Annotated in this window: 22 protein-coding genes; 18 read left to right on the top strand and 4 right to left on the bottom strand. The window is 57.1% G+C overall.

The features are described 5' to 3' along the window. Window positions 1-57 precede the first annotated feature (57 nt). On the bottom strand, window positions 58-879 hold the full coding sequence (locus D1641_RS14885) for an amidohydrolase family protein (RefSeq protein WP_160667067.1): 822 nt from the start codon (window positions 877-879) through the stop codon (window positions 58-60). 255 nt (window positions 880-1,134) lie between these two features. Between D1641_RS14885 and D1641_RS14880 the strand changes: the two genes are divergently transcribed. After that, window positions 1,135-1,779 (top strand): helix-turn-helix transcriptional regulator, encoded by a 645-nt coding sequence (locus D1641_RS14880; RefSeq protein WP_160667065.1) that lies wholly within the window; start codon window positions 1,135-1,137, stop codon window positions 1,777-1,779. A gap of 57 nt (window positions 1,780-1,836) precedes the next feature. On the opposite strand, the gene D1641_RS14875 is transcribed toward D1641_RS14880, so the two are convergent. Then, entirely contained in the window at window positions 1,837-3,171 is a 1,335-nt protein-coding gene (locus D1641_RS14875; RefSeq protein WP_160667063.1) for a solute carrier family 23 protein, read from the bottom strand. Between the two features lie 428 nt (window positions 3,172-3,599). On the opposite strand from D1641_RS14875, the gene hydA reads away from it, so the two are divergent. The 3 genes from hydA to D1641_RS14860 all read left to right on the top strand — a co-directional run bounded on the left by hydA (window position 3,600) and on the right by D1641_RS14860 (window position 8,639). Beyond that, window positions 3,600-4,949: a dihydropyrimidinase gene (gene hydA, locus D1641_RS14870; RefSeq protein WP_160667061.1), complete on the top strand. Its 1,350-nt coding sequence runs from the start codon at window positions 3,600-3,602 to the stop codon at window positions 4,947-4,949. A 30-nt stretch (window positions 4,950-4,979) separates the two neighbouring features. Then, window positions 4,980-7,544, top strand: a complete 2,565-nt coding sequence (gene xdh / locus D1641_RS14865; RefSeq protein WP_160667059.1) for a selenium-dependent xanthine dehydrogenase — start codon at window positions 4,980-4,982, stop codon at window positions 7,542-7,544. Window positions 7,545-7,745: 201 nt separating this feature from the next. Beyond that, complete coding sequence (locus D1641_RS14860) at window positions 7,746-8,639, top strand: hypothetical protein (protein ID WP_160667057.1); 894 nt, start codon at window positions 7,746-7,748, stop codon at window positions 8,637-8,639. A 120-nt stretch (window positions 8,640-8,759) separates the two neighbouring features. Here the strand turns inward: D1641_RS14860 and D1641_RS14855 are convergent, their stop codons facing one another. Both D1641_RS14855 and D1641_RS14850 read right to left on the bottom strand, forming a co-directional pair. Next, on the bottom strand, window positions 8,760-9,758 hold the full coding sequence (locus D1641_RS14855; RefSeq protein WP_160667055.1) for a hypothetical protein: 999 nt from the start codon (window positions 9,756-9,758) through the stop codon (window positions 8,760-8,762). A 221-nt stretch (window positions 9,759-9,979) separates the two neighbouring features. After that, window positions 9,980-10,900, bottom strand: coding sequence for a LysR family transcriptional regulator (locus D1641_RS14850; protein WP_160667053.1), 921 nt, complete (start codon window positions 10,898-10,900; stop codon window positions 9,980-9,982). Between the two features lie 223 nt (window positions 10,901-11,123). On the opposite strand from D1641_RS14850, the gene D1641_RS14845 reads away from it, so the two are divergent. The 14 genes from D1641_RS14845 to D1641_RS14785 all read left to right on the top strand — a co-directional run bounded on the left by D1641_RS14845 (window position 11,124) and on the right by D1641_RS14785 (window position 25,631). After that, window positions 11,124-11,294, top strand: coding sequence for a hypothetical protein (locus D1641_RS14845; RefSeq protein WP_160667051.1), 171 nt, complete (start codon window positions 11,124-11,126; stop codon window positions 11,292-11,294). 23 nt (window positions 11,295-11,317) lie between these two features. Continuing rightward, entirely contained in the window at window positions 11,318-12,844 is a 1,527-nt protein-coding gene (locus D1641_RS14840) for a sodium:solute symporter family protein (RefSeq protein WP_160667049.1), read from the top strand. A 78-nt stretch (window positions 12,845-12,922) separates the two neighbouring features. Further along, the gene (locus D1641_RS14835; RefSeq protein WP_160667046.1) at window positions 12,923-14,050 is read left to right on the top strand and encodes an amidohydrolase; all 1,128 of its coding nucleotides are present in this window, start codon (window positions 12,923-12,925) and stop codon (window positions 14,048-14,050) included. A gap of 15 nt (window positions 14,051-14,065) precedes the next feature. Then, window positions 14,066-15,811, top strand: coding sequence for a M28 family peptidase (locus D1641_RS14830; protein ID WP_160667044.1), 1,746 nt, complete (start codon window positions 14,066-14,068; stop codon window positions 15,809-15,811). A 15-nt stretch (window positions 15,812-15,826) separates the two neighbouring features. Beyond that, window positions 15,827-18,070, top strand: a complete 2,244-nt coding sequence (locus D1641_RS14825) for a xanthine dehydrogenase family protein molybdopterin-binding subunit (protein WP_160667042.1) — start codon at window positions 15,827-15,829, stop codon at window positions 18,068-18,070. Further along, complete coding sequence (locus D1641_RS14820) at window positions 18,067-18,918, top strand: FAD binding domain-containing protein (protein ID WP_160667040.1); 852 nt, start codon at window positions 18,067-18,069, stop codon at window positions 18,916-18,918. Before D1641_RS14825 ends, D1641_RS14820 begins: the two co-directional genes overlap by 4 nt. Next, complete coding sequence (locus tag D1641_RS14815) at window positions 18,915-19,376, top strand: (2Fe-2S)-binding protein (RefSeq protein WP_160667038.1); 462 nt, start codon at window positions 18,915-18,917, stop codon at window positions 19,374-19,376. Before D1641_RS14820 ends, D1641_RS14815 begins: the two co-directional genes overlap by 4 nt. A 10-nt stretch (window positions 19,377-19,386) precedes the next feature. Continuing rightward, the gene (locus D1641_RS14810) at window positions 19,387-20,664 is read left to right on the top strand and encodes an L-serine ammonia-lyase, iron-sulfur-dependent, subunit alpha (protein WP_160667036.1); all 1,278 of its coding nucleotides are present in this window, start codon (window positions 19,387-19,389) and stop codon (window positions 20,662-20,664) included. Window positions 20,665-20,810: 146 nt separating this feature from the next. Then, entirely contained in the window at window positions 20,811-21,479 is a 669-nt protein-coding gene (locus D1641_RS14805; protein ID WP_160667034.1) for a response regulator transcription factor, read from the top strand. Further along, complete coding sequence (locus tag D1641_RS14800) at window positions 21,476-22,546, top strand: HAMP domain-containing sensor histidine kinase (protein ID WP_160667032.1); 1,071 nt, start codon at window positions 21,476-21,478, stop codon at window positions 22,544-22,546. The genes D1641_RS14805 and D1641_RS14800 overlap by 4 nt, the downstream gene beginning before the upstream one ends. An 84-nt stretch (window positions 22,547-22,630) precedes the next feature. Continuing rightward, a complete protein-coding gene (locus D1641_RS19210) occupies window positions 22,631-22,777 on the top strand; it encodes a hypothetical protein (RefSeq protein ID WP_201757386.1) in 147 nt (48 codons plus the stop codon). Next, complete coding sequence (locus D1641_RS14795; protein ID WP_160667030.1) at window positions 22,774-23,622, top strand: ABC transporter ATP-binding protein; 849 nt, start codon at window positions 22,774-22,776, stop codon at window positions 23,620-23,622. The genes D1641_RS19210 and D1641_RS14795 overlap by 4 nt, the downstream gene beginning before the upstream one ends. Then, window positions 23,622-24,614 (top strand): ABC transporter permease, encoded by a 993-nt coding sequence (locus D1641_RS14790; RefSeq protein ID WP_160667028.1) that lies wholly within the window; start codon window positions 23,622-23,624, stop codon window positions 24,612-24,614. Before D1641_RS14795 ends, D1641_RS14790 begins: the two co-directional genes overlap by 1 nt. Window positions 24,615-24,617: 3 nt before the next feature. After that, window positions 24,618-25,631, top strand: a complete 1,014-nt coding sequence (locus D1641_RS14785; protein WP_160667026.1) for an ABC transporter permease — start codon at window positions 24,618-24,620, stop codon at window positions 25,629-25,631. Window positions 25,632-25,954: the final 323 nt, after the last annotated feature.

Raw genomic sequence — 25,954 nt, 5'->3', positions numbered from 1 at the left:
TTTGTTACCCATCCCCGCCGAAAAACTACAAAATTTCTTCGGCGTTTTCTTACAATTTCATATCGGCGTTGACATCTCGGCGGGGGAGAGGTGAATGCAGTGACCCAAAATGGTTTTCTCCCCCAGAATACCGTTGTAGAGCAGCCGGTTCACCGGGCGGCAGCCGTAATTGCGCAGGGAGTCGTAGACGTCGTTCATTCCCTCCGCCACGTGGATGTGGTAGCCGGTGAGCCCATCGTTGGCCTTGACCATAGCCTCGAAGGTCTTGTCGGAGATGGTAAACAGGGCGTGGCCGCCGAACATGGCCCTCATCATGTCGGAGTTTTCCTCCTTGCAGTGGCGGGCGAAGTCGGCGTTCTCCCGGACGGCCTGAGCGCATTTCTCTTCGCCGTCCCGCTCCGAAACTTCGTAGCACAGGCAGGAGCGCACCCCAGCCTGCTTTGCCACCTCCTCGATGGCGAAGAGGGAGCCGGGAATCTCGCAGAAGCTGGCATGGTGGTCGAAGATGGTGGTCACGCCATTGCGGATGCAGTCCAGATAGGTGGCCCAGGCGCAGGCCCGGGTGCCGTCCAGAGTCAGATGGCGGTCGATGTTCCACCAGGTCCCCTCCAGCACCTCCAGGAATCTGGTGGGGTTGTTGTCCCGGATTGCCAGACCCCGGGCCAGCCCGGAATAGATGTGTGTGTGGGCGTTGATGAGGCCGGGCATGATGATCCCGCCCTTGGCGTCGATGAACCGGGCCTGGGGGTAACGGCTCCGCAGGTCCGCCAGTGGCCCCACCTCCTGGATGACTTCACCGTCGATCAGGACTCCGCCGTCCTCCAGCCAGCCAGCAGCCTCGTCCCGGGTACAGACCCGCCCGTTTCCAATGAGCAGCATTTGAAAACCTCCTTTTTGATAAATAAAAATGGCGCTCATCTAAAAGATGAACACCAGCCCGTGCGCGAAGCACTCCTTTTCAGCCTTTCAGTTGTCCGGGGAACGTTTTTAATGGCTCCATATTAACACATTGTTTTCCGGATTGCAATAGGAAAAATAAAAAATTTTTTTACTTCCTAATATTTTTTCTTGCACCCCGTTTGAATCTGTGCTAGAATAAGGTAAACCAAATGAAACAAAGAGGTGAAACGGCCTATGCCCGCGTCTGATTTCGCGTTTTATTTCCGTCTGGCTAAGGCCATTGCCCAGCAGTTTGGCTCCAACTGTGAGGTAGTGGTCCACGATCTGGAGAGCAATGATCCGGAGAGCTCTATTGTAGCCATTGAAAACGGGCACGTGTCCGGCCGTCAGGTGGGGGACGGCCCCTCCCATGTGGTGCTGGACGCGCTGAACGGAGATCGGTCTGACCTTCAGGACCGCCTGGCCTACCTGACTAAGACCAGAGACGGAAAAATTCTCAAGTCCAGCACCATCTATATCCGGGACGATTTCGGCGTGGCCCGGGGCATCTTCTCCATCAACTACGACATTACCCTGATGCTGTCTATGGAAAATGCCCTGCGGTCCTTTACCGCCACCGACGAGCCGGAGGCCGCCCCCATCTCCCGCAGCGTAAGCGATCTGCTGGATGAGCTCATCACCCAGAGCGTGGAGGTGGTGGGCAAGCCCCCCGCCCTGATGAGCAAGGAGGAGAAGATCCGGGCCATCCAGTTCCTCAACGACTCCGGCGCCTTTCTGATTACCAAATCGGGAGACAAGGTCTGCAAATTTTTCGGGATGTCCAAGTACACCCTCTACAGCTATATTGACGAGGCCAAGGCCCAAAGCACTCCGGACTGACTGCTCTCCTCTGAAAGCCCCCAAACAGCGGCGCTGTTTGGGGGCTTTGCCGTGGAATCAGCCTTCTGCGGGGCGGTCCTTGGGCAGAATGAGGTTGAGAATGATCGCCATAATGGCCGCCACCACCACGGCGGTGGAACCGAACACGGTGGCTACCCAGCCAGGGAAGCCGTTGCCGGACAGACAGCCGGGCACCTGGGTGATGCCCACCCCCAGGGCGACGGACAGGCCCACCACGGTACTCTTGCGCATGGTGAACTCTCCCTCCGAGATAATCATCCGGATGCCCGTCATGGTGATGGTGGCGAAGACAGACAGGGTGGCCCCGCCAATGACGCACTGGGGAATGGTGGTAAGCACCGAGGCGAGCTTGGGCATAAAGCCCGCCACCAGCAACACCCCGGCGGCGAAGGAGAAAACCGCCCGGTTGATTACCTTGTTCACTGTGACGATGCCCACGTTCTGGCTGAAGGAGGCCACGGGCAGTCCTCCGAAAAAGACGCCGAGGATGCTCATGATTCCCTGACCGATGATGCCGCCGGACAGCTCCTTGTCGGTGGGCACCCGGTTCATGCCGCCCATGGTAGTGGAGGTCAGGTCGCCGATAGTCTGCACCGAGTTGACCACATAGACAATCGCCAGGGAGACAATGGCAGAGGGGACAAATTCGATCTCGAAGGGCATGAACTTGGGCAGGGACACCCAGGCGGCCCCGGATACGCCGGACAGGTCCACAATACCCACGAAGAAAGCGGCAATGTATCCGGCGATCATCCCGAACAGCAGGGAGCCCAGCTTCCAGATGCCTGTGGTGAAGTTGTTCAGAAAAACCACAATGGCGAAGGTGAACAGGGCCACCCCCCAGCTGCGCACCCCGCCGAACCACTCGCTGGAGGCGTTGCCTCCGGCCATGTACCGCACCGCCGTGGGGTAGAGGGACAGGCCGATGGTGAAAATGACGGTTCCCGTCACAAGCGGAGGGAAGAGCTTGCGGATGGGCTTAACGAAAATGCCGAACAGAATAGCCACCATGCCGCCCACCAGCTCCGCCCCCAGAATGGTGGGCAGGCCAAACTGCCCGCCGATGGCGGTGAGGGTGGGGACATAGGCAAAGCTGATCCCCATGATTACCGGAAGGCGGGAGCCGGTCCGGTGGAAGATGGGAAACAGCTGGAGCAGAGTAGCCAGGGCGGTGATGATGAGAGACGCCTGAATAAGAATTGTTTTTTCCGCGGCGTTCAGGTTACATACCTCACTGCCCGAAATGATGAGCGCCGGGGTGATGACGCCCACAACGGCGGCCACCACGTGCTGTAATCCCAGGGGAATCAACTGACCTGTTGGGGGGATGCCCTCATAGGCAAAGACATTTCCTTTCGCTGGAGCCTGCATAAATACCTCTCCCTTGTAATTATTCTGATAAATTTTTAGGAATAAAAATTTTTCTTATTTAAGAGCATAGCGGCCTTTTGAGGAAAAAGCAAGGGGTATGATTTGCCGTTCAGACTGAAAATCTTTAAGACTGTAAAAATTTTGGTCAAAATTCATTTGTTTTTTCTGCAAAATATTTTAATGAAGCGGATGAAAATTAGAGAAAGGACGGATTTTTCTTAAGAATATCATTTTTTCAAAATCCTTCCACTGTGTATTCATACGATTTTTTAGACAAACTAAAAATTTTTCTGTAAACAGGACGGCTTCTGTGCTATACTGATATCAATAAAAAACAGCGGCTGTAACGGAGTGCCTCGCGCACGGGCCAACCTCTTTGGGGGAGCACGTTACAGCCGCTGTTTTTTTATGTCAAAGGAGGCGCACCCATGTACGTCATTCAAAACGGCACGCTGGTTTCAGCCGAAAGGACCTGGCGGGCGGACCTGGCTATGGAGGGGGGCAAAATCACCGCGATTGCTCCCAAAATTCCCATCTCTCCCGAGGACCAGGTGATGGATGCCTCGGACTGTCTGGTGTTCCCTGGCTTCATCGACCCCCACACCCACCTGGATATGGACAACGGCGTCACCGTCACCGCAGACGATTTTTCCTCCGGTACCCTGGCCGCCGTCTGCGGGGGGACCACCACGGTGATCGACTTCGCCACCCAGGACCGGGGGAGCAGCCTGGCTCAAGCGCTGACGCTCTGGCACAAAAAGGCGGAGGGACGCTCCAGCTGTAACTACGCCTTCCACATGGCGATTACCGACTGGAACGAGAACACCCGCCGGGAGCTGGGGGACATGGCTGCCGCCGGGGTCACCTCCCTGAAGGTCTACCTGGCCTACGACGCCCTGCGCATTGACGACGGCCAGCTGCTGGACATTCTGGGGGAGTGCCGGTCCCTGGGCCTGCAGATCGGCTGTCACTGCGAAAACGGGAATGTGGTCAGCCTCTTACAGAAGCGGGAGCTGGCCCGGGGAAAACGGGGCCCGGCAGCCCACCCGATTTCCCGTCCCCCGGAGGTGGAGGCCGAGGCCTCCTTGGCTAATTGCCCGGTGACGGTAGTCCATCTGTCCAGCGCGGCGGGACTGGAGGAGGTGCGGCGGGCCCGGGCCAGGGGCCAGACCGTCTGGGTGGAGACCTGCCCCCAGTACCTGCTCCTGGACGACAGCCGCTACCAACTTCCCGGCTTTGAGGGGGCCAAATACGTGATGAGCCCGCCTCTGCGCAGTTCAGCCGACCGGGAGGCCCTGTGTCAGGCCGTCCGAAACGGTGAGGTGGATACCATCGCCACCGACCACTGCTCCTATAGCTTCGCCGGACAGAAGGAGCTGGGCCGGGAGGACTTTACCAAAATCCCCAACGGCGCCCCCGGGCTGGAGCACCGGCCCGCCCTGTTTTTCCACCAATTTGCAGCCTCCGGGCTGCTGTCAACCGAGCGGATGTGCGCCCTGCTGTCCGAAAATCCTGCCCGGCAGTACGGCATGTACCCCCGGAAGGGAGTGTTGGCTGTGGGCTCCGACGCCGATGTGACCGTCTGGGACCCCAAGGCCGTCTGGACCATCTCGGCGGCCAGCCAACACCACAATGTGGATTACACCCCCTACGAGGGGATGACTGTCACGGGCAAAGCCAAAGCCGTCTTTATCAACGGCGTGCCGGCCGCTCAGGACGGAGAACCCGTCCGGACGGGAATGGGCCGGTATGTGTTCCGAAATGCCTTAAATTACTGAAATTTTCCACAATCTGAAAGGAGCTTGACCATGTTTACAGTAAATGTCAACGGAAGAGATTACGAGGCCGCCCAGGACAAAAAGCTGCTCCCCTTCCTGCGGGACGACCTGGGGCTCACCGCCGCCAAGGACGGGTGCAGCGAGGGGGCCTGCGGCACCTGCACCGTGCTGGTGGACGGGGTAATGACCAGGGCCTGTGTGGTCTCCCTCAGCAAGCTGGAGGGGAAAAAGGTGCTGACGGTGGAGGGCATCGCCCCGGATGAAATGGTCGTCTATGAGCACTGCTTCGCCGAGGCGGGGGCGGTGCAGTGCGGCTTCTGTATCCCCGGTATGATTATTTCCGCCAAGAGCCTCCTGGATGTGAACCTGAACCCCACCCGGGCCGACGTAAAGCAGGCCATCAAGGGCAACCTGTGCCGCTGCACCGGCTATAAGAAGATTGAGGACGCCATCCTTATGGCGGCGGAGTTTTTCCGGGAGAAGAAGGCCATCCCCGCTCCTCCCACCTCCCTGAAAATGGACCAGCACGCCCAGCGCATCGACGCCAGGGAGAAGGTCAACGGCACCGGCCTCTTTGCCGACGACCTCCGCTTTGACGGGATGCTGTACGCCAAGGCGGTCTTTTCCAAGTACCCCCGGGCCCGGATTGACCGGATTGACGTGAGCAAGGCCCAGGCCCACCCCGACTGCGTCAAGGTCCTCACCAAGGCGGACATGCCCTGCAACAAGATCGGCCACATCAAGCAGGACTGGGATGTGATGATGGGCGAGGGGGACATCACCCGGTATGTGGGCAACGTGCTGGCGGTGGTGGCCACCGACAGGAAGGAGAAGCTGGAGGAGATCGCCGCCCTGGTGGAGGTGGACTACACCGAGCTGACGCCGGTGACCACCCCCTTCGACGCTTTGAAGGGGGATGCCCCCCTGATCCATGAGGACGGCAACGTTATGAGCCGGGCCAACCTGGTCCGGGGCAACGCGGACGAGGCCATTAAAAATTCCAAGTATGTGGTCACCCGGAAGTATAAGACCTCCTGGCAGGAGCACGGCTTCATGGAGCCCGAGTGCTGTGTGGCTGTGCCCGAGGGGGAGGACGGCCTGCTGCTGTACACCACCAGCCAGTCCATCTACGACGTCCAGCGGGAGTGCGCCCAGGATTTGGGCCTGCCCCCGGAGAAGGTCCACTGCCGGGCCCCTCTGGTGGGAGGCGGCTTCGGCGGCAAGGAGGACATGACCGTCCAGCCCTACGCCGCCCTCATGGCCTGGGCCACCAAGCGGCCCGTCAAGGTGAAGTACACCCGGCAGGAGTCTCTGAACTACCACGTGAAGCGCCATCCTATGGAGATGGAGTTCACCACCGCCTGCGACGAGAACGGCATCCTCACCGGCATGAAGGGCATCATCATCGCCGATACCGGGGCCTACGCCTCTCTGGGCGGGCCGGTGCTCCACCGGGCCTGCACCCACGCCGCCGGGCCCTATAACTACCAGAATATCGACATATTCGGCATGTCGGTCTACACCAACAATGTGGTCTCCGGGGCCTTCCGGGGCTTCGGCGTCACCCAGAGCTGTTTCGCCACCGAGATGAACATCAACCTGCTGGCCGAGATGGTGGGCATCGACCCCTGGGAGTTCCGCCGCCGCAACGCCATCAAGCCGGGGGACGTGCTGCCCAACGGCCAGACCGCCGACCCCAACACCAACATGGCCGCCTGTCTGGACGCAGTGAAGGAGGTCTATTACGCCAATCCTTACGCCGGTATCGCCTGCGGCTTTAAGAACTCGGGCACCGGCATGGGCAAGAAGGATGTTGGCCGGGTCCTCCTCTCCGTGGAGCGGGGCAAGGTCCACATCCGCACCTCCGCCTCCTGCATGGGCCAGGGCATTGGACAGATGGTTTTGACCGAGATCTGCCACGTCACCGGCCTGGACCCCGCCCTGTTCGTCTTTGAGAACGCGGACACCGTCCGCACCCCCGATTCCGGCACCTCCACCGCCTCCCGGCAGACGGTGGTCACCGGCGAGGCCGCCCGCCGGGCGGGGGAGAAGCTGGCCCGGGCTCTGGAGGGGGGCAAGACCGTGGCCGACTTGGAGGGCCAGGAGTTCTTCGGGGAGTACTCCGTCCAGACCGACCCCCTGGGGGCCATCAAGGAGAACCCCATCAGCCACGTCTCCTACTCCTACGGCGCGCAGGTTATCATCCTCAACGAGGCGGGAAAAATCACCAAGGCCATCTCCGCCTTCGACGTGGGCACGCCGGTGAATATCCAGTCGGTGGAGGGACAGATCGAGGGCGGCATGGTCATGGGCATCGGCTATGGCGTCACCGAGAAGTTCGAGTGCGTGGACGGCCAGCCCAGGAGCAGGTTCGGCACCATCGGCTTTATGCGGGCCCCCGACGCCCCCGAGCTGGAGGTCATCCTGTGCCGGCCGGAGAAGGGAGACGAGCTACCCTACTCCCTGGGGGCCAAGGGCTGCGGCGAGCTGTGCATGATCCCCACCGCCCCCGCCTGCGCCCACGCCTACTACCGCCTGGACGGCAAATTCCGCCAGTCCCTGCCTCTGGAGGGCACCCCCTATCGTAAAAAATAATTCGACGAGAGCGCCTGGCACAAACCGGGCGCTCTTATCAATATGGAGATGTTGAAGCGTTACCTGGTCCGACTGGCGAATCAGCGCCGCCATGACAAATGAGTTTCACGATACTCTCACTGCATCTAAAAATATATTCTTCCGCAAATTCTTAATCAAACCCCAGATTCAGGGAAAACTGAACTCGAGGTGATGATGATTATGGGATTTTTCCTCGGCACAAAAGGGACAGGCCCCTATTTTGAGGGCTGGTATTTCAAGCACCAGAACACGCGGGGCCAGACCCTGGCGCTGATCCCCGCATTCCATATGGACAGAGAGGGGCGCCGCACCGCTTCTCTCCAGATCATTTCAGAGGATCAGGTGTGGTGGCTGGAGTACCCGGAGGCACAGCTTCAGGTCTCCCAACAGCCCTTTCAGGTCCAGATCGGACAATCCGGCTTTGGCGGGCAGGGGATCGAGCTCCAGATCCGGCAGGACGGCCTTTCCCTCTGTGGTTCTCTGCGCTATGGACCCTTTACCGCCTTACGGTCCGACATCATGGGGCCATTCCGGCTTTTCGCGGGGATGCAGTGTGCCCACGGTATCATCAGCATGGGACACCCCCTGGAGGGAGTGCTGGAGCTGAACGGCGAGGGCCTGGATTTCTCCGGCGGAACCGGGTATATCGAGACGGACCGGGGCCGCTCGTTTCCCGGCAGGTACCTCTGGACCCAGTGCCTTTTGGATGGGCCGGAGCGGAGCAGCCTGATGCTTGCCATTGCGACAATTCCTCTGCCTGTGGGCGGCTTCACCGGCTGTATCTGCTCCATCTTTTACAACGGCGAGGAATACCGCCTGGCAACCTACCGGGGCGCCAAAATCGAGGCATGGTCTTCTTCCGGCGCGGTAATCCGTCAGGGGAAGTACCGCCTGGAGGCGGAGCTGCGGAGCGAACGGCGTCAGCCCCTCCGGGCTCCGGTGGAGGGCCGCATGGAGCGCACCATACACGAGAGCCTCTGCGCAGAGGTATGCTATCGCTTCTGGCACGGGGACGACCTTCTGTTTCAGTATACGGCTCCCAATGCCAGCTTTGAGTACTCCTCAACAGAGTGAAATCTAACGACAATGGCTGGAAGGAACAAAAACGAGCAAAAAAGCCTTAAAAACCCCTCCGAAATTTCAAAAACGGATTATCCTTTCCTTCATTTCGCTTGTCCTATACAGCTGACACATTCATTCCACCTGAACCGCCCACACGCGGTCCGTCCGGTAGCTGCCGCCGCTGTAGCGGCTGGAGCCGGACTCGAACAGAACCAGCACCCCCTCTGGGCTGAGGCAGAGCCCCTCTGTCATGGGCATAGCGGTCAGGCTCTCCCGGAGCCGCAGACTGTCCAGCACGTAAGCGGAGATCATATGGCCACCGATATCCAGGCTGATGTCCGGAGGCTCGTCCAAAGCCAGGTCGTACACCAGCAGCGCCGAGTTGTTCCTGCGCCCGTAGGACTGGCTCAGCATGACGCCGTCCGGCAGGCAGACCATGCCCTGGAGCCGGCCCGGCGCCGCCAGCGCCACGTCCGGCACTGGACAGGCCGCCCCCTCCGGGACTGTCAGCCCGCCGCTGTCCAGGCGGTAGCCCAGGATATAGCCGCCATACTCGCCGTCAGCGCTGGCTGTGGTATACGGAATCTCGGCCGGGAGGCCATAGCCTGCAGCTGGATGGTAGAAATTTCCTACCCAAAGAAACCCCTGCGAGCAGCTCAGAAAGGAGGGGGAGACCGGCACGGGAATCGTTTTGTCCACCACCACGTCATGACTGCCGGAGACTGGCAGCTCCGCCAGCGGCAGAACCGCCACGCTGTTCCTGATGCTGGAATCCATCTCAGCGGAGAGATAGAGCTGATCTTCTGTCACCGCGACGCCCCCCACATGGCCGGTAAAGGGCGTGCCGTCACCGTTGAAGAGACGGTACTCCGCCGCGCGCTCTCCCGTCTCGGGGGAGACCGCGCTGATCACAGAGGGGGCGTTATCCCCGGCATAGGCGGAGATATAAATCAGGCCGGTCTCCTTGCTGCGGCCGATGCCCTGAGGCGTCAGCCCCTCATCCAGGCCGGGGATGACAAATTGGGCCTCCGCCCGGCTGATAAAGTCCGCGAACTCCTCCCGCTCCTGGAGGTCCTCGCCGCAGATACTGCTCCCGCCGGCTCCGCAGCCCGCAAGCGCCAGCAAAATCATCAAGCATACCGCAGGGAACCTCACGGCGTGAATGTCTCTTTTGGGCGCAAAGCGACCTCCGAGAGGGCCGGCGCGTCTTTTTTTGTCCTCATCAGAAGCTGCCTCGACTGGTCTTTCCATCCAGGATACCTCCCAATACTCGTTAGAGGGGCAGCTGTCTGGGCCGGGCGGTCCCAAAAGACCGCCGCCGGAAGCTCCCTCAGCTGAAAGCGTACGTCTGGTTACAGATCGGTTTTTGCGCTCAGGGGAATGCAGCTGTTGAACTTGGAGAGAATATTTTCCCGAAAAGACTTGAATATAGGGGTCTCCCACTGGCTTTTTCGGTATACCAGATTGATGCGGTAGCTCTCAAACTGTGTGTTGACCGGCACCTCAATAAATTGGCCGGAGTGAATCTCCTCGCTGACCACGAACTCCGGCACAAAGGTCAGGCCAACCCCCTGCGCGACACAGTATTTGATAACCTCGATGCTCCATACCTCCAGAAAGGCGTCCGGCTGAATATCCATCATATTGAGATAATTCTCAAAATCCTGCCGGGAGGAGGATAAATAATGATTGTAGATCATTCTGGCCCCCATCCCGAGGCCGGAGACTGTCAGGTTCAGCCTGCTGAAATCCAGGGAACGGTCGGCGATTAGAAGCTGGCGGCATTCTCCCAGAGACTCCACCCTCACATCCTCATTGCTGTACCAGCGTCCGGGCAGGATTGCAAAATCTACTGTGCCATCCAGCAAATACTTATATATCTTCTGGGGATTGTGATCGTTCATGATCTGGAAGTCCGTCTGAGGGGTATTTCGGATAAAGTCATCCAGGATATCGCACATCAAATACTTGACTATGGCAGGAGGAACGGCAAGACGTATCATTGACCGTGTACTGCCAGCGCTGCTGCCAATTATTTTGATCCGGTCCATAATCTGCGTGATTGACTGGGTGTATTGATACAGCTCCCGCCCCGCATCGGTAAGCACCAGCCTCTTCCCGATCCGCTCAAAGAGGGATACGCCTAAGTCATGTTCAAGGGTCTGGATATGCAGAGTAACGGTTGGCTGGGCATAGCTCAGCTCATTTGCGGCAAGGGTGATATTCCCGGTCTCAACAACTCTTTTGAAGGTTGTCAGCTGCTTAAAATCCATTGTCCCCTCCATCATCATTTTTTCTGATTTATTCTATCGAGTATTTCAATTTTACAAAACAGAAAAAGCAGGTTATATTAAAAATATCACCTGAAGTTCCCGAAGTCAACCTCTTATTTTATACTATTCGTCCAAAAACAAAAGGATAAAATAATCAGAATATCAAATGGAACTCCGGTGAAATAAAATGCCGCAAAGCGGCGAGGAAAGGAAGACGGTTTTTATGATCCTTGGTATGCCTATCATCACATTTATCGCTTTAGCTGTTCAGCCCGTCATTATAATACTGGCAATCCTATATGCCATCAATTATGACAAGCTGATCAAGAAGCCTCCGTTTAACTTCTACCAGCGCCTTGAGGATCAATTCAAAGACGACGAAACCAAAGACTGAAAGAGAACACAGGAGGGAGAAAAATGGGTTTTGGCCAACCGATTTTTTGGGTCGTAGCAATACTTTATGTCTGTCTGATGTTCTATCTGGGTTGGCGGGCCAACCGGGATACCGACGGTGCAGACGATTTCTTTATTGGCGGACGTAAAATGGGCGCGCTTGCGGTCAGTATGTCTATGTTTTCTACTATGCTGAGCGCCTCCGGCTATGTCGGCAGCACCAGCGCGGGCTACAGTCAGGGCCTTTCCCTGGTGTGGCTGAGCTTGGGCGCAACCATTGGTCTGGTGGTGTTCAACATGCTCATTGGCCCCAGGCTGTGGTATGTGGGAAAGAAGCACGGTATTTACACCGTTTCCGAATTTATTACCAAGCGTTTTAACAGCGGCGTAATCGGCGCCATGCTGGCCTTTGGCACCGCGATTTTTGTAGCCTTTGTAATGTACGGCCAGTTTAAATTCACCGCTATTATGATGGAGGCCATCACCGGACTGGACTACATCCCCTGCCTGGTCATCGCGCTGGTCATCATGACCGCCTACACGGTGGGCGGCGGCATGAAGGGCGTCGTTTGGACCGATGTGATTCAGGGCATCCTGATGGTGGTCGGCGCGCTGGTTCTGATCTTTGTTTCGATCAGCAAAGCCGGCGGCCTGGTGGAGATGAACACCGTTGCGGCAGAGCTCTCTCCCAAAACCATGCGCTGGTGCGGCTCTTACTCAGCCGGCTTTGGTCTGAGCTGGGTGTTCCTGATGTGCTTTAACTACAATGCTACCCCTTACACCGTGCAGCGCGGATTTATGGCAAAGAGCGCCCACACGTTCAAAACTGTACTGGCCTTTGCCGTGGTCGCCTACTTTATCGTCAACATGATGAAGGTCACCGGCATCGCCTCCATCGCGCTGGAGGCCAGCGGCCTGTTCGCTATCCCCGAGAACAAGGACTATATGTTCCCCGCCCTTGCCACTGCGATTCTACCCGGCGGCGTGGCCGCCCTGATTCTGGTCACCGCCCTGGCGGCCATTATGTCCACCGGCGACTCGCTGCTGATGAACGTAGGCACACTGTTTTCCAACGAGATATACCATAAGTATATCAACAAAAACGCCAATGAGCGGAAGCTGATCTCCGTCACCCGCTGGGCCATGGTGTTCACCGTTGTATTCATGGCATTTTTGGCCATTATGGAAAAGGTAACCGGCTTCAAGGTGCCTATTATCTATTATATCGTCAACCTCGGCACTGGCGGCCTGACCACCCTGTACCTGCCCGGTATCGTCTATGGCCTGTTCTCCAAAAAGGCCTCTGACAAGGGCATCCTGTGTGCGCAGATCGTGGGCTTTATTGTGGTGATTGCGGCGTTTATTTTCCGCAACGGCTATCTGGGCGATGCGGCCAAGGCCGCGTACATGACCAGCCCGCTGAGCCTGTGGGGGTTCCACGAGGGCGCGCTGGGCAGCATTGTGGCTCTGATTGTGGCCCCTGTGGTCAGCTGCTTTACAAAGGCCCCGCCAAAAGAGCATGTGGATCAGTTTATCCTGCCTAAGCTTTAAGGATTCGGCTATATCCCAACATACAGCAATCATGGATATCCCAGCCGGGGATATCCATGATTGTGCCGGAGGAGTGTTATGACAGACAGACTTGAATGGTTCCGGGAAAATGAGGCGCGTATCTATCGCTATTTTGATACGCTGCACGCCATTCCGGAGCCCGGTTTTCAGGAGGTTAAAACCTCCGCTTTTCTGGCGGGGGAGCTTCGCCGGCTGGGCTATGCTGTGCAGGACAGCTTCGCCCGCACGGCGGTGCTGGGAACGCTGGAGACGGGACAGAGCGGGCCAGTGGTCTGCCTGCGGGCGGACATGGACGCGCTTACCTTTACCGTCGACGGAGAAACAAAGCATATCCATGCCTGCGGGCACGATGCTAACTGCACCGAGGTCCTGGCGGCTGCGGCCGCGGCGGCTGAAACAGGTTTTCTGAAGCACGGGACGCTGAAGGTCCTGTTCCAGCCCTGTGAGGAGACGATGCAGGGGGCCCTGTCTGTTTTGGAGAGCGGAGTTTTAAATGATGTGGACTATATGTTCGGCACCCATCTGCGGCCTGCCAGGGAGCTGGAATCCGGGGCCTGTCCCGCTGTACTGCATGGGGCCATGGCGGTGGCGCGGATAGCGGTCCATGGCCGGAGCGCCCACGGCGCCCGCCCCTATGAGGGCATCAATGCAGTGACTGCGGGCGCAAGGATCGTGGATGCTGTGACAAAACTGTCCCCCAAAGACGAGACACCCTGCTCAATTAAGGCGACAAGATTTGAGACCGCGGAGGGCTCGGTCAATATCATTCCAGCCGAGGCTACCCTATTTTTTGATATAAGGGCGCAGACCAACGCCTGCATGGACTGGCTGAAAGAACAGCTCCTCCGGATCACGGAACGCATCGCAAAAGAGACTGGAGCGGGCTGCGAGCTGTGCTATACAGGCGGGGTCCCTGCCGCCGAAGCCTCTCAGGAGGCAATCGCCTATGCGGAAAAGGCAATACGCAGAGTATGCGGCGGCCAGTGCCACGAGCCTGTAATCACCGCCGGCGGAGAGGATTTCCACTTCTATACCAGGCATATCCCCGGACTGCGAGCCAGTGTTCTGGGGTTTGGGGCCCATATGAAGGAGGGCCTGCACCAGCCAAAGATGTCCTTTGACCGCAGCGTCCTGCCTGTGGCTGCCGAGGTGCTTGCCTGCGTGGCAGAAACAATCATGAAGTGAAAAGGGGGATCCAATATGGATCGGGATACCTATATGAAAGAGACAGAGCAAGCGCTTCTGGATCAGGTTGACACAGAACGGCTTATGGACTATACAAAAAATATATCCCAATGGGTCCGGATCAGCAGCCTTCCGGCGGAGCTGGAGAGCCTTTCCTATGTGAGCGATACGCTGAAGGGGTTCGGCTACGAGGTAAAGCTGCTGAGCTATGATGGGTTTATCAGTTACCCAGTAAAGGCCGAGGTACAGGTGCTGGGTGAAAGCCCTGAGACGCTGCGCTCCCTGGGGCACTGCTTTTCTGACTCGACACCGGAGGAGGGAATCACCGCCCCGGTCAGCTTTGACCTGGCGGAGTGTTGCGGCAAGATCCTTCTTCTGGATGGCCTGCCCAACTATAACAAGGTGATGGACGCGAAATCAAAAGGCGCGAAGGCGGTCCTTTTTGTCCAGGACGATTATCTGCACAATATGCCGGTCAATCCGATTTGGGGTAGCCCAACCCGGGAAACGGAGCATTTTCTTCCCCGCATCCCCGTCGCCTCCATTACCCGGCCGGACGGCAGGAGGCTGCGGGAGCGATGGGAGCGGGAGCAGGTGGTAATTAACCTCCGGTCCCAGGTGGAGATGGGCTGGAAAAAGGGTCTGCCAATCCTGGTGGCCGACCTGCCCTCTGAGAAAAGCGACAAATTTGTTCTGCTCTCCTGCCACATCGACTCCTGGGATTACGGCGCGATGGACAACGGCACCGCAAACGCCACGGCCATTGAGTGCGCAAGGCTGCTGGCCATGAAGCGGGAGGAGCTGTACCGCGGCCTTCGGGTGTGCTTCTGGTCCGGCCACTCCCAGGGAAAATTCTGTGGCTCCTCCTGGTACGCAGACCACCACTATGAGGAGCTGGAGAGGCGCTGCGTGTCCCATGTGAATATCGACTCCACCGGCGGCAAGGGGGCTGTGGTGGTGGAGGAAGCGCCCGTTATGCCCCACACCAGGCAGCTGGCGGCTGAGGTAATCAAGGAGCAGACCGGAGTGGACTTTATCGGCAAGCGGATCGGCCACTTTGCGGATCAGTCCTTCTTTGGCGTAGGCCTGTCTTCCCTGTTTGGGACATTTTCTGAGCAGAGCAGGGAGACAGCGGGAGACAGCCTGTCCTTCCAGCACGGAACCACCGTGCGGGCCAGCGGCTTGGGCTGGTGGTGGCATACCGAGTATGACACCATTGATAAAATTGACCCTGAATTTCTCCAACGGGACACCAAAATCTATCTTTCGGTCCTCTGGCGCCTCATGACCCGGCCCGTCCTTCCCTTTGACTTCCAGGACGCGGCAGAGGACATGGCCTCAGAGACAAAGCATTTGCAGGATTTGCTGGGAAATCGCTTTGACCTCGGTCCGCTGGCAGAACGAATCTGTCAGGTGAGAGCGGCGGCCGCCCGATTTGAGAGCAGCCTGGCCAACCTCCATACCCCTGAGCAGCCGGAAGCGGTCAGGGCAAATGAGAGCATCCAGCGTATTGCCCAGTGCTTTGTACGGGCTCAGTTCACCGGCGGGAACGTCTATTCCTATGACCTGGGAACCCCTATGAAACATATTCCAGCCCTGGCCGACGGCTATCAGCTTGCTCAGGCCGAGGCGGATTCAGACGACTATTACATGCTGCAGCTGAGCCTGCAGCGGGGCATGAACCGGGTGATGCACGATCTTGCGGAGATTATGGAGATCATTGGCCGGTATTTTTCCGGTGGAGGGCACAGCCCGGCCTAACAGTGGAGAGGTAGCATGAAAAACGACGAGATTAGAATTGACGCGTGGGAAAAAGTAAGCGGACGGGCGATGTACACCGATGATCTGGAGTTTCCCGGCATGCTCTATGTCAAAGAGGTCCACTGCCCCTATCCTCACGCCAGAATTGAGGAGATCGACGCCTCGGCGGCGTCCCGGATGCCGGGCGTCCGGCTGATCCTGACTGCGGCGGACCTGCCGGAATCCCCGGCCCCTTTGGAAAAGCCCGTGCTGGCCGGGCCGGAGGTGCTTTGCGCGCAGGAGGCCGTGGCCCTGGTGGCGGCGGACACCGAGCGCCATGCGGCAGAGGCGGCCAAAGCGGTCCGGGTGACATATACGCAGCTGGACAGCGTGTGCAGCATTGAGGAGGCGCTGGCGCCTGGGGCGGTCCAGGTCCATCCCGGGGGCAACATCGCCTGTACCTGCATTCTGGAGAAGGGGAATATGGACGCCTTCACGGAATGCACCTATATTGCGGAGCAGGAGTTCGCCACTCAGCGGATGCATCACGGCGCTGTGGAGCCGGACTGTGTGGTGACCGTTCCGGAGGGGGACGGATTCGCCGTCTTGGCAGGCAGCAAGGGACCGTTCAATGTTCAGAAAGAGGTGGCGGCCCTCCTGGGTATGCCGGAGGAGCATATCCGGGTCCGGCACATGACGATTGGGGGCGGTTTTGGCGGCCGGATGGTGGACACAGTTTCCATCGCTGCCAGAGCTGGGGCAGTTACAATGAAAACCGGCTGCCCCTGCAAGCTGCTGTGGACCCGGGAGGAGACGCTGACCGAAGGGAGCAAGCGCCATCCCTTCCGGATGAAGGTGAAGCTGGGGGCTGACGCCTCCGGGAGGATTACTGCGGCCAGCCTGACCGGCTATGCCGACGCGGGGGCCTACCTCTCCCATACAAGGGGAGTTGTGTTCCGGGCGATGGCCGAAGGGCTGGGGCCCTATCACATTGAAAACTGCTATGTGAACATCCAGGGCGTATACACCCACTGCGTGCAGAGTGACGCAGTGCGGGGCTTCGGCACGCCGCAGGTGGGCTTTGCCATGGAATGCGCTATGGATATGCTGGCAAAGAAAGCCGGCCTTTCCCCTTATCAGCTCCGGATAAAAAATATCCTGCAGGACGGGGATGCCATGGCCTCTGGTCAGATGGCGGAGCAGGTAGGGATCGGGGCCTGCGCCAACGAACTGGAAAAGCGGTTTGATTTGTCCAGGCCGGTGAGCCGGACGGAGGGAACCAAAGCTTTTGGCTGGGGTCTTGCCTTCCTGATGCGGGGAGAGAGCCATGGAGCCCTCTCGAAAGGAAACGACCTGTGCGGAATCGATCTTGACATTCTGGAGGGGCGGAAGATTCAGCTGTCCTCCTCTGTCAGCGAGGTGGGGCAGGGGGCTTATACCGCGGAGGTTATGGCGCTGGCCGAGCTGCTGCAGCTGCCGCAGGACTGCATTGTAGTACGGGGCGCAGATACGAGCTTCACCCCCAGATGCACCACTACCAGCGGCTCCAGAGGCACAATATCCGGTGTAAACGCCGTGCGGCTGGCTTATCTGGCTATGATCGACGGGCTGAAAAACGCTGTGGCTAAAAGCTGGAGCGTAGCTTCCGCCGCAGTAAAATACGACAGCGACCGGTTTTACTGGGACGGCGGCCAGGAATCCCTGGGCTTCTGGGAGGCCGCGGAGTTCTGCGCGGCAGAGGGCGTCCCCCTGCACTTTGAGGGGCGCTGGGTCGCCCCCAAGACCAGCTGGGACTGGGACAGGCACGCCGGAGTTCCCTATTACTCCTACAGCTATGGCACAGCCGCCGCCCAGGTGGAGGTGGACCTTATCAGCGGCAGGGTAAGCATCCTGGACCTGCTGGTAATTAACGATCTGGGCCGTATTATGAACCGCCAGGAGGCGGAGGCCCAGATTGCCGGGGGGATTATGATGTCCGCCGGTTTTGCGCTGACCGAAGAGATCACCATGGACCGGGGCGTCATCCGGAGCCAAAACCTGGACAAATATATCATGCAGATGGCAAATGATCTGACCCATATCAGGCCCGCCGCTGTGGAATTGGTTCCTGCGGCAAATCCCATGGGGGTCCACGGCGTAGGCGAGCTCTCTGCCAGCATCGCGGCTCCCGCACTGGCCAATGCCGTGTCCAACGCATTAGGCGTCCGGATGACACAGCTTCCCATGACCCTGGAGCAGGTGCGCTCCGCCATTGACAGACGAAAGGGGGCGGCAGGATGATCGAGTTTTTTGCCAGTCCCCGGACTGCGGAGGAGGCGGTAAGGCTCAAGCGGGAGCACCCTGGAGCGGTCTATGCTGCCGGGTCCACAGATATCGCGGTGGAGCTTTACCGTGAGACCCTACAGGCCGATGGGCTGATCGACCTGAGCCAAATCGCTGAGCTGCGCGGCATTGATGCCAAAGGGCATATGATCGGTGCACTTACCACGTTCTCCCAGCTGCTACAGTTCGATGGCATAGACCCGGAGCTGCTGCTTCTAAGGGAGATGGCCCGAAATGTGGCGGCTGCGCAGGTCCGGAACCGTGGAACCATCGGTGGAAACATTGCCAACGCCAACCCTGCCGCGGACTCGCTGCCAGTGCTGTCTGTGCTGAACGCCTCAGCGGTTGTAATGACGCCAGAGGGAGTGAAAACCATGCCGCTGGAGAAATTTCTCCGCTTTAGGGGGCAGGGGGATACCTCCACTCTGCTCACCGCCCTGCGCTATGAGTCCTTGCCCGAGGGGGCCGGGGCCGCTTTTATAAAAATTGGCCGGAGGACCAGTCTGGCTATTGCCCGGATTAACGCGTGTGCATCCCTGTCCGGGCAGGGCGGGGTGATTATGGATGCACGTCTGAGCCTGGGGGCAGTTTCCAAAGTCACAGGGCGCTTTCCAGATACCGAAGAGTACCTGAAGGGAGCCCCCCTCTGCGAGGATACCTTCATACAGGCGGGAGCGGTTGCCCGCCAAGAGGTATACAGCTCCATCGGCGGGCGGGCTTCGGCGCAGTACAAGCTTTCTGTGATAGAGGATCTGGTTCCGGAGCTGCTCCGGCAGTGCCAGCGAAACATGGAGGGGCCGAAATGAAGCTAGCAATGATTGTGAATGGCGCCGCTGTGGAGCGGGATATCTCGCCTGATACCACATTGGTCGATTTTCTGCGCAGGGAGCTGAAGCTGGCCGGGACAAAGAAAGGCTGCGGCATCGGGGAGTGCGGAGCCTGTACTGTCATCCTGAATGGGGACGCGGTTAACTCCTGTCTGGTTTTAGCGGCCCAGTGTCAGGGGGCTGTTGTATACACAGTGGAATCTCTGGAACAGGATGGGGTGCCGGACCCCCTTCAGCGGTCGTTTGTGGAGCACCACGCCCTTCAGTGCGGCTACTGTACAGCGGGGATGCTGATGAGCGCCAAGGCTCTGCTTATGCGAAACCCGAATCCCAGCGAGGAGGAGATCCTTTCCGCCATATCCGGCAATTTGTGCCGGTGTACCGGATATCAAACCATCACCCGTGCAATCAGGCAGGCGGGCGAAGCATATCAGTGAGGAGGTCAGCATGGAGCAAGCCAGCAAAGAATATCAAAACTATGTTTCCATTCTGTACGAAGAACTGCTTCCGGCGATGGGCTGTACAGAGCCGGCTGCAGTCGCCTATGCCGCAGCCAGCGCGCGGTCTGTTCTGGGAAGCATCCCGGACCGCTGCGAGCTCTATGTCAGCGGAAATATCATCAAAAATGTGAAAAGTGTTGTGGTTCCCAATACCAGCGGCCTGAAGGGCCTGCGGGCGGCGGCCGCCGCTGGGATAGTGGCCGGCCGGGCGGAGGAGAAAATGAATGTGATTGCCGGAATTTCTTCGGAAGAGATTTCTGCGATTCAGCGGTATCTTAATCGGCAGTCGATCCAGATAGAACACAGGGACGGAGGAAGCGTTCTCTACATTGAGGTTGTTCTGCACAGCCAGGATCACAGCTCCAGAGTGATAATCCGTGATTTTCATACCAATATTGTTCTGGTGGAACGGGACGGGTCTGCTATTTGGGAGAAAGAGAGCGGGCAGGAGGAAGATTCCAATTCTGATTTTGCGCTCATGTCGCTGGAGGGAATATGGGACTTTACCTGCTCTGTTATGCTGGAGGACGTACAGTCCCTGCTGGAACAGCAGATTACCTGCAACGATGCTATTTCCCGGGAGGGGCTTGAACACGATTGGGGGGCCGGGATTGGCCGGCTGCTGCTTCGCTCGGGGGATAATGTTAAGCTCCGCGCTATGGCGCGGGCGGCGGCGGGTTCAGACGCCAGGATGGACGGCTGTGACCGGCCTGTTGTAATTGTCGGCGGCAGTGGAAACCAGGGGCTGACCGTAACCATGCCGGTGCTGGAATATGCCGAACATCTGCACAGCAGCCGCGAAAATCTGTACCGCGCCCTTGTCCTGGCCAACCTGATGGCTGTGTATCTCAAGCGAAATATAGGACGTCTCTCCGCCTACTGCACCGCAGTCACTGCCGGAGTGGGCGCCGGCTGCGGTGTGGCCTATCTGGACGGCGGAAATCTGGAGGCAGTATGTCATACGGTTATCAATGCCCTGGCAATACTTTCAGGGATGTTCTGTGATGGAGCAAAGGCGTCCTGCGCGGCTAAGGTGGCTAATTCTGTTGCCAACGGAATATTAGGCTATGAGATGTACAAAAACGGGAAGGACTTTAATGGCGGAGATGGTTTTCTCCAGAGTACAGCAGATAGTACCATTGACGTGGTGGCAGAACTGGCCAGACTGGGAATGAGAGAGACCGATCAACGTATTCTGAATGTTATGGTGTCTTCCCCAGCTTAAATAAACGCTGCGGGCATCTGCTTCGATGTCCGCGGCGTTGTTTTTTATGCAATGACAGTGCCAAAGACGTCTTACTTCCTTGCATTTTCAGCTGAAGCAAAATATAATGGGGAAGATTACAGAAGAATTGTCGATGAGGAGGCACTATGGCAAGCATTCTGATTGTTGAAGACGAAAAAGCCATGCAGGATATCATCGCAGACTATATGCGAAAAGGTGGACATACCTGCTTTACTACCGACGATGGTATAGATGCCCTTGTCACGCTAAAAAATCATCCTATGGACTTGATAATTCTGGATGTGATGATGCCCCATCTGGACGGCTTCTCCGTCTGCAAAATGGCGCGGGAAATGAGCGATATGCCCATTATCATGCTTACCGCCAAAAGCGCGGAGGATGACAAGCTGAAAGGTTATGATTACGGCGCGGACGACTATATGACAAAGCCATTCAGTCCCAAGGTGCTGCTGGCAAAGGTGAACGCCCTTCTGCGCCGCTCCTCCCCCGCTTCCGTCGGAGCGATCACCGCCGGGAAAATCATGCTCCACCCCAACGCACATAAGGTCTATCTGGACGGCCAGGAAATCACCTTGACCCATAAGGAGTATGAACTGCTCGCCTTTTTGATGGCAAACCCTGGGCAGATATTCAATCGGGAGCAGCTTCTAAACCGTGTTTGGGGTTATGACTTTGAAGGGACGAACCGAACCGTGGACACCCACATCAAGACCCTGCGGCAAAAGCTGGGGGACGAGGGGCGGCATATCGTCACACTGATCCGCTCCGGCTATAAATTCGAGGTAGTGGTATGAAAGAGCTGTTTTCCCTCCATACTGTTCGGAAAAAGATCTTGATGCTCTCTAAGCTGGCGGGGGTTGCGCTGATTTTTTCCTACGTCCTCTCTACCGGCCTGCCGGTCAGCGAAGATACTTCTTTTCTAATCTGGCTGGGGTTTGTTTTTCTGCTGATTATCGGGATTGACCTTTTTATGGGCCGCTTTATCACGAAACCGATTGACAAACTGAACGCCTCCGCAAAACGCATGGCGGGGCTGGACTTTTCCACCCCCTGCAATCTCGTTTCAACCGATGAATTTGGAGAACTGTCTGCCAGCCTGAACACAATGGCTGAAAATCTGCAACAGTCCCTTGCCCGGTTGGAGGATGCAAACACGCAGCTTGAAAAGGACGTGGAAAAAGAACGGCTTTTGCTGGTCGAGCGCAAGGAACTGGTGGACAGCCTATCCCATGAGATGAAAACCCCGCTGGGTATCATCCGGGCCTACGCCGAGGGCTTGCAGGACGAAGCGGACGAGGCCAAGAAGCAAAAATACGCCCAAGTGATTGTCTCCGAAGTGGAGCGTATGAATGACTTGATCGTAACACTGCTGGATTTGTCGGCGCTGGAAAGCGGGGCTGCAAGCCTGAACATTTCCCGGTTTGACTTTGTAGAGCTGGTGGAAACGGTAGCCGGGCGGCTTCTGATCGACGCCCCGGACACCGACTTTGAACTGCAATATGAGCTGCCGGAGCAAAAAGGTTTCGTGCGGACAGACCGACGGCGTATGGAGCAGGTTTTGGACAACCTGATTGTCAACGCTAAGAAAAATGTGTATCCCGGCGGCGTTCTGCGGCTGGAACTGACAGTGGATGATGGGGCGCTGTATTTCTCCATCTTCAATCAGGGCCGACCCATTCCAGAAAGTGACCTGCCCAAAATCTGGACTAAATTCTATCGGGACAGCGGAGCGGAATACAGCGGTTCCGGGCTGGGGCTGTCTATTGTGGCGCAAATCCTGTCCATGCAGAATTACCCCTATGGTGCAGAAAACCAAACGGGCGGGGTGCGGTTCCATTTCTCCATCCCCGTCACAGAATAATTTCACACGGATTTCACAGCGGCATCACACCAATTTCACACCGCAACCCTAAACTCTCCTTATCACAAATAAGGAGGGTTTTTTATGTTTTTAGGTTTAGCGTGGTACTGGTGGCTGGTGATCGTGGCGGTGCTGGTTATCTCCATCCCCTTCAAGGTCAAGTTTATGAAATGGTGGAGCAAGCGCCAGCAGGAGAGAAATAAGCATGGGAAATGGGGTGACGACGAATGATCGAGGTCAAGAACCTGACATTCTCCTACAGCAAGGACAAGCAGGCCCTCCATGGTCTGAACTTCACTGTGGAGGACGGAGAAATTTTTGGTTTCCTGGGGCCGAACGGCTCCGGGAAGTCCACGACCCAAAAAATTCTGACCGGGATTTTGAAAGGTCACGGCGGTAAGGTTTCACTGTTCGGGCAGGACATTTCCGCCGCCCACGGCCAGGAATTTTTTCAGAAAATCGGCGTCCTATTTGAGTTTCCCTATCTGTACGCCAATTTGAGCGCCGTGGACAACCTGAATTATTTCGCCTCGTTCTATCCCAGGGAGCAGCGGCGGGATGTGGGGGAACTGCTGGATGCACTGGAATTTAAGCCGGACTTTCTGAAAAAGCCGGTGTCCTCCTACTCCAAGGGGATGCGCCAGCGGGTGAGCATGGCGCGGGCGCTGGTGAGCAATCCCCGGCTGCTGTTCCTGGACGAACCCACCAGCGGCCTTGACCCCTCCGGAGCGGTACTGTTCCGAAGGATCATTGAGCAGGAGCGCAAAAAGGGAACGACGGTTTTTGTCACCACCCATAACATGGTGGACGCCGACCTCCTGTGCGACCGGGTGGCCTTTATCTCCAATGGGAATTTGGTAGCCCTGGATACACCCAAACGTCTAAAAGAGAAAAACAGCAACCACCGGGTCGTGATCGACTATCTGTATCAGGGACAGCGGGAAACGAAAACCATAGAGGCCCCGGAGTTGGAGAAGGGCATCCCCTTTGCACATGACGAGATCATCAGCATCCACTCCCAGGAGCCGACTTTGGAGGATATGTTCATCCAGTACACGGGGAGGGGGCTGTCCTGATGGGAAAAGGATTTTGCTCCCTGTTCAAAAAGGATTGCGGGATGCTGGTATCGGGGAAATTTTTCTTGATGGCAATAGGGTTCCTTGCTCTCTATACAGCCTATGTGAACCTGGGCTATATCCGCTTCATGCAGATGCCGCCTTACAACGTGTATCTGTACGACCCCACCGGGACACAGACGGAAAAATCGCCCCTGGTGCAGACTGTTTTCTCCATGGAGGACATGGACGCCGTCCTGCTCTCCGATGCCAACGGCGTGGGGCTGGACGCCAGCGCTGGGGAAGTACGAGTGGTACTCTATAAAGGAGCGGAACACGTTGACCGCCACCGGGCGGATTATGCCCTGTCTTTACTGCGGCCCTCGGCCAGCCCTGCCCCGGAGGTGCTTGGCAGAAATACGCCGGAACAAAAAGCGAGAAAAGAGATCACCTGCGAGCTGCTGTTTTTCGAGCTGGCCGCTGTGGGGTTTTTGGGCATCGCCGCCGTACTGTTCAAGGAAAAGGGCATGGGGGTCATTCGTGTCCACGCCATTCTCCCAGTGTGGAAAGACTTGTTCCTCCTGTCCAAGCTGGCGGTGTTCCTGCTCTCTGATCTGGCCTTTGCGATACTGCTTACCCTGCTGAATATGGGGATTGCGGACGGAGCGGCGGTACTGCCCGCCGTCTTGCTCCAGACGGCCATCCTGTCGCTGATGATGGCCTTGGTGGGGCTGCTCTGCGCCCTGCTGCTGAAAGATTTTCGGCAATTTACGCTGGCCTATCTGGTGATTGCCATTTTTGCCGCGACCCCCGTATTTTTATCCGCCAATACATCAATCAAATTTGACTGGATTGGTTATCATCCGTTCTATCACGTCTATATGGGCCTGAAAAACGCCTATTTCAGAATGTCTGTTTCGCCTGTTTACTACATCGGTGCCGTGTGTGCGATTATGCTGCTGTTCCTGGTGGTGCGGCTTGCATTTCACCGGGAGATTGGAAAGGAGGGGTGATGCGTGAAGGGATTAAAATATCAGCTGAAAAGTGTTTTGCGGGATAAATTCTGCTTGATGACGTTTCTGCTGCCCATCCTGGTGGCTGTGGCATTGAATTTTATGGGTTCCATTGATCTGTCCACCTTGGGGGAACTGCACTTCGGCGTACTGGAAAACGACCTCTCCCCGCAGACAGTCACATGGTTGGAGCGGTACGGCCCGGTGATGGCCTACCATACGCCGGAAGAACTGACCGCCGCCATCAAAGAACCGTCTACCAATGTCATTGGCGTGAACGCAAACGGGGACAGCATCAAAACTTCAATCAGCGGGGATGAGCTGGACATTTTTCAGCGGGCGGCGGCTACACTCCCGGCTCTCTATGAACAGCGGGGAGAAGCGGAGCTGGTGAAAGTTTTGACGATGGAACGCCCTGACATTCTGGAAAGTTTTCAAGACATTTTCATCCCCGCCGTGCTGATCGTGGCTATGTTTATGGGCTGTACGTTCAATGCCATGAACATCATTTCCGAAAAAGAGGACGGCGTAGCTTTCATCAACGAAATCCTTCCTATGACACCCAGCCAGTACATTTTTCAGAAAGTCGTAGTGGGCTTTCTCTTTGGCAGTCTGTCCTCTATTGTAACGGCGTGTATCTGTTTCCGATTGTCTTGGCAAAATTTCGGGCTGCTGCTGGCGCTGATTGTGCTGTCATCCTTTGTGGCTGCACTGATTGGCCTGTTTATCGGTAAGCTCTCCGAGGGTCTGATGATCGGCGTGGTCTATATCAAGATCGTCATGCTGCTGTTCCTGGCAGTACCCATTTTATGCGCTCTGATTGGGGCGAGCGGGTCGTTGGCGGTCATTTGCAATATCGTTCCATCCCAGCCAGCCTTTGAGGGCATTATGGCCCTGTCCGCCGGGAACATGGGAACAGCGGTAAAGGACGTTGGCATTCTGACTGTCCACTGTATTGTGTGGTATGCACTCTATGTTTTGATTTCCACCCAGCGCAAAAAGCAAGCAGTTCAATAATTTGAAAATGTCTGCCCAGCGGCAGAAAAGAAAAAAACGCTGCTGGGCAGGCCATGCTCCTATGTCCCAACTATTTTCAGAGGCGCTTTTGCTCCAAAGCGGAGCTGACGAGAAACGACAACGCCCGCACAGCGTTTTGCTGTGCGGGCGTATCTATAGCCCTTCAGGGGATGATATCATGTCCTGTTTTCCACTACCATGAGGATACCCTCATTTGCTGCTTCCACGAGCTTAGGCATACGTACATGTTTATGGTAAATTTAAAGTTGTGCAAAAGGGCTCCACATGAACAAATTGTGAACAAGCGAAAAAGTTCGAGAATC

The sequence above is a fragment of the Colidextribacter sp. OB.20 genome (assembly GCF_009911595.1).
In the GTDB taxonomy this organism is placed as follows: Bacteria; Bacillota; Clostridia; order Oscillospirales; family Oscillospiraceae; genus Lawsonibacter.
This window is presented reverse-complemented; position numbering and strand designations above follow the sequence as displayed.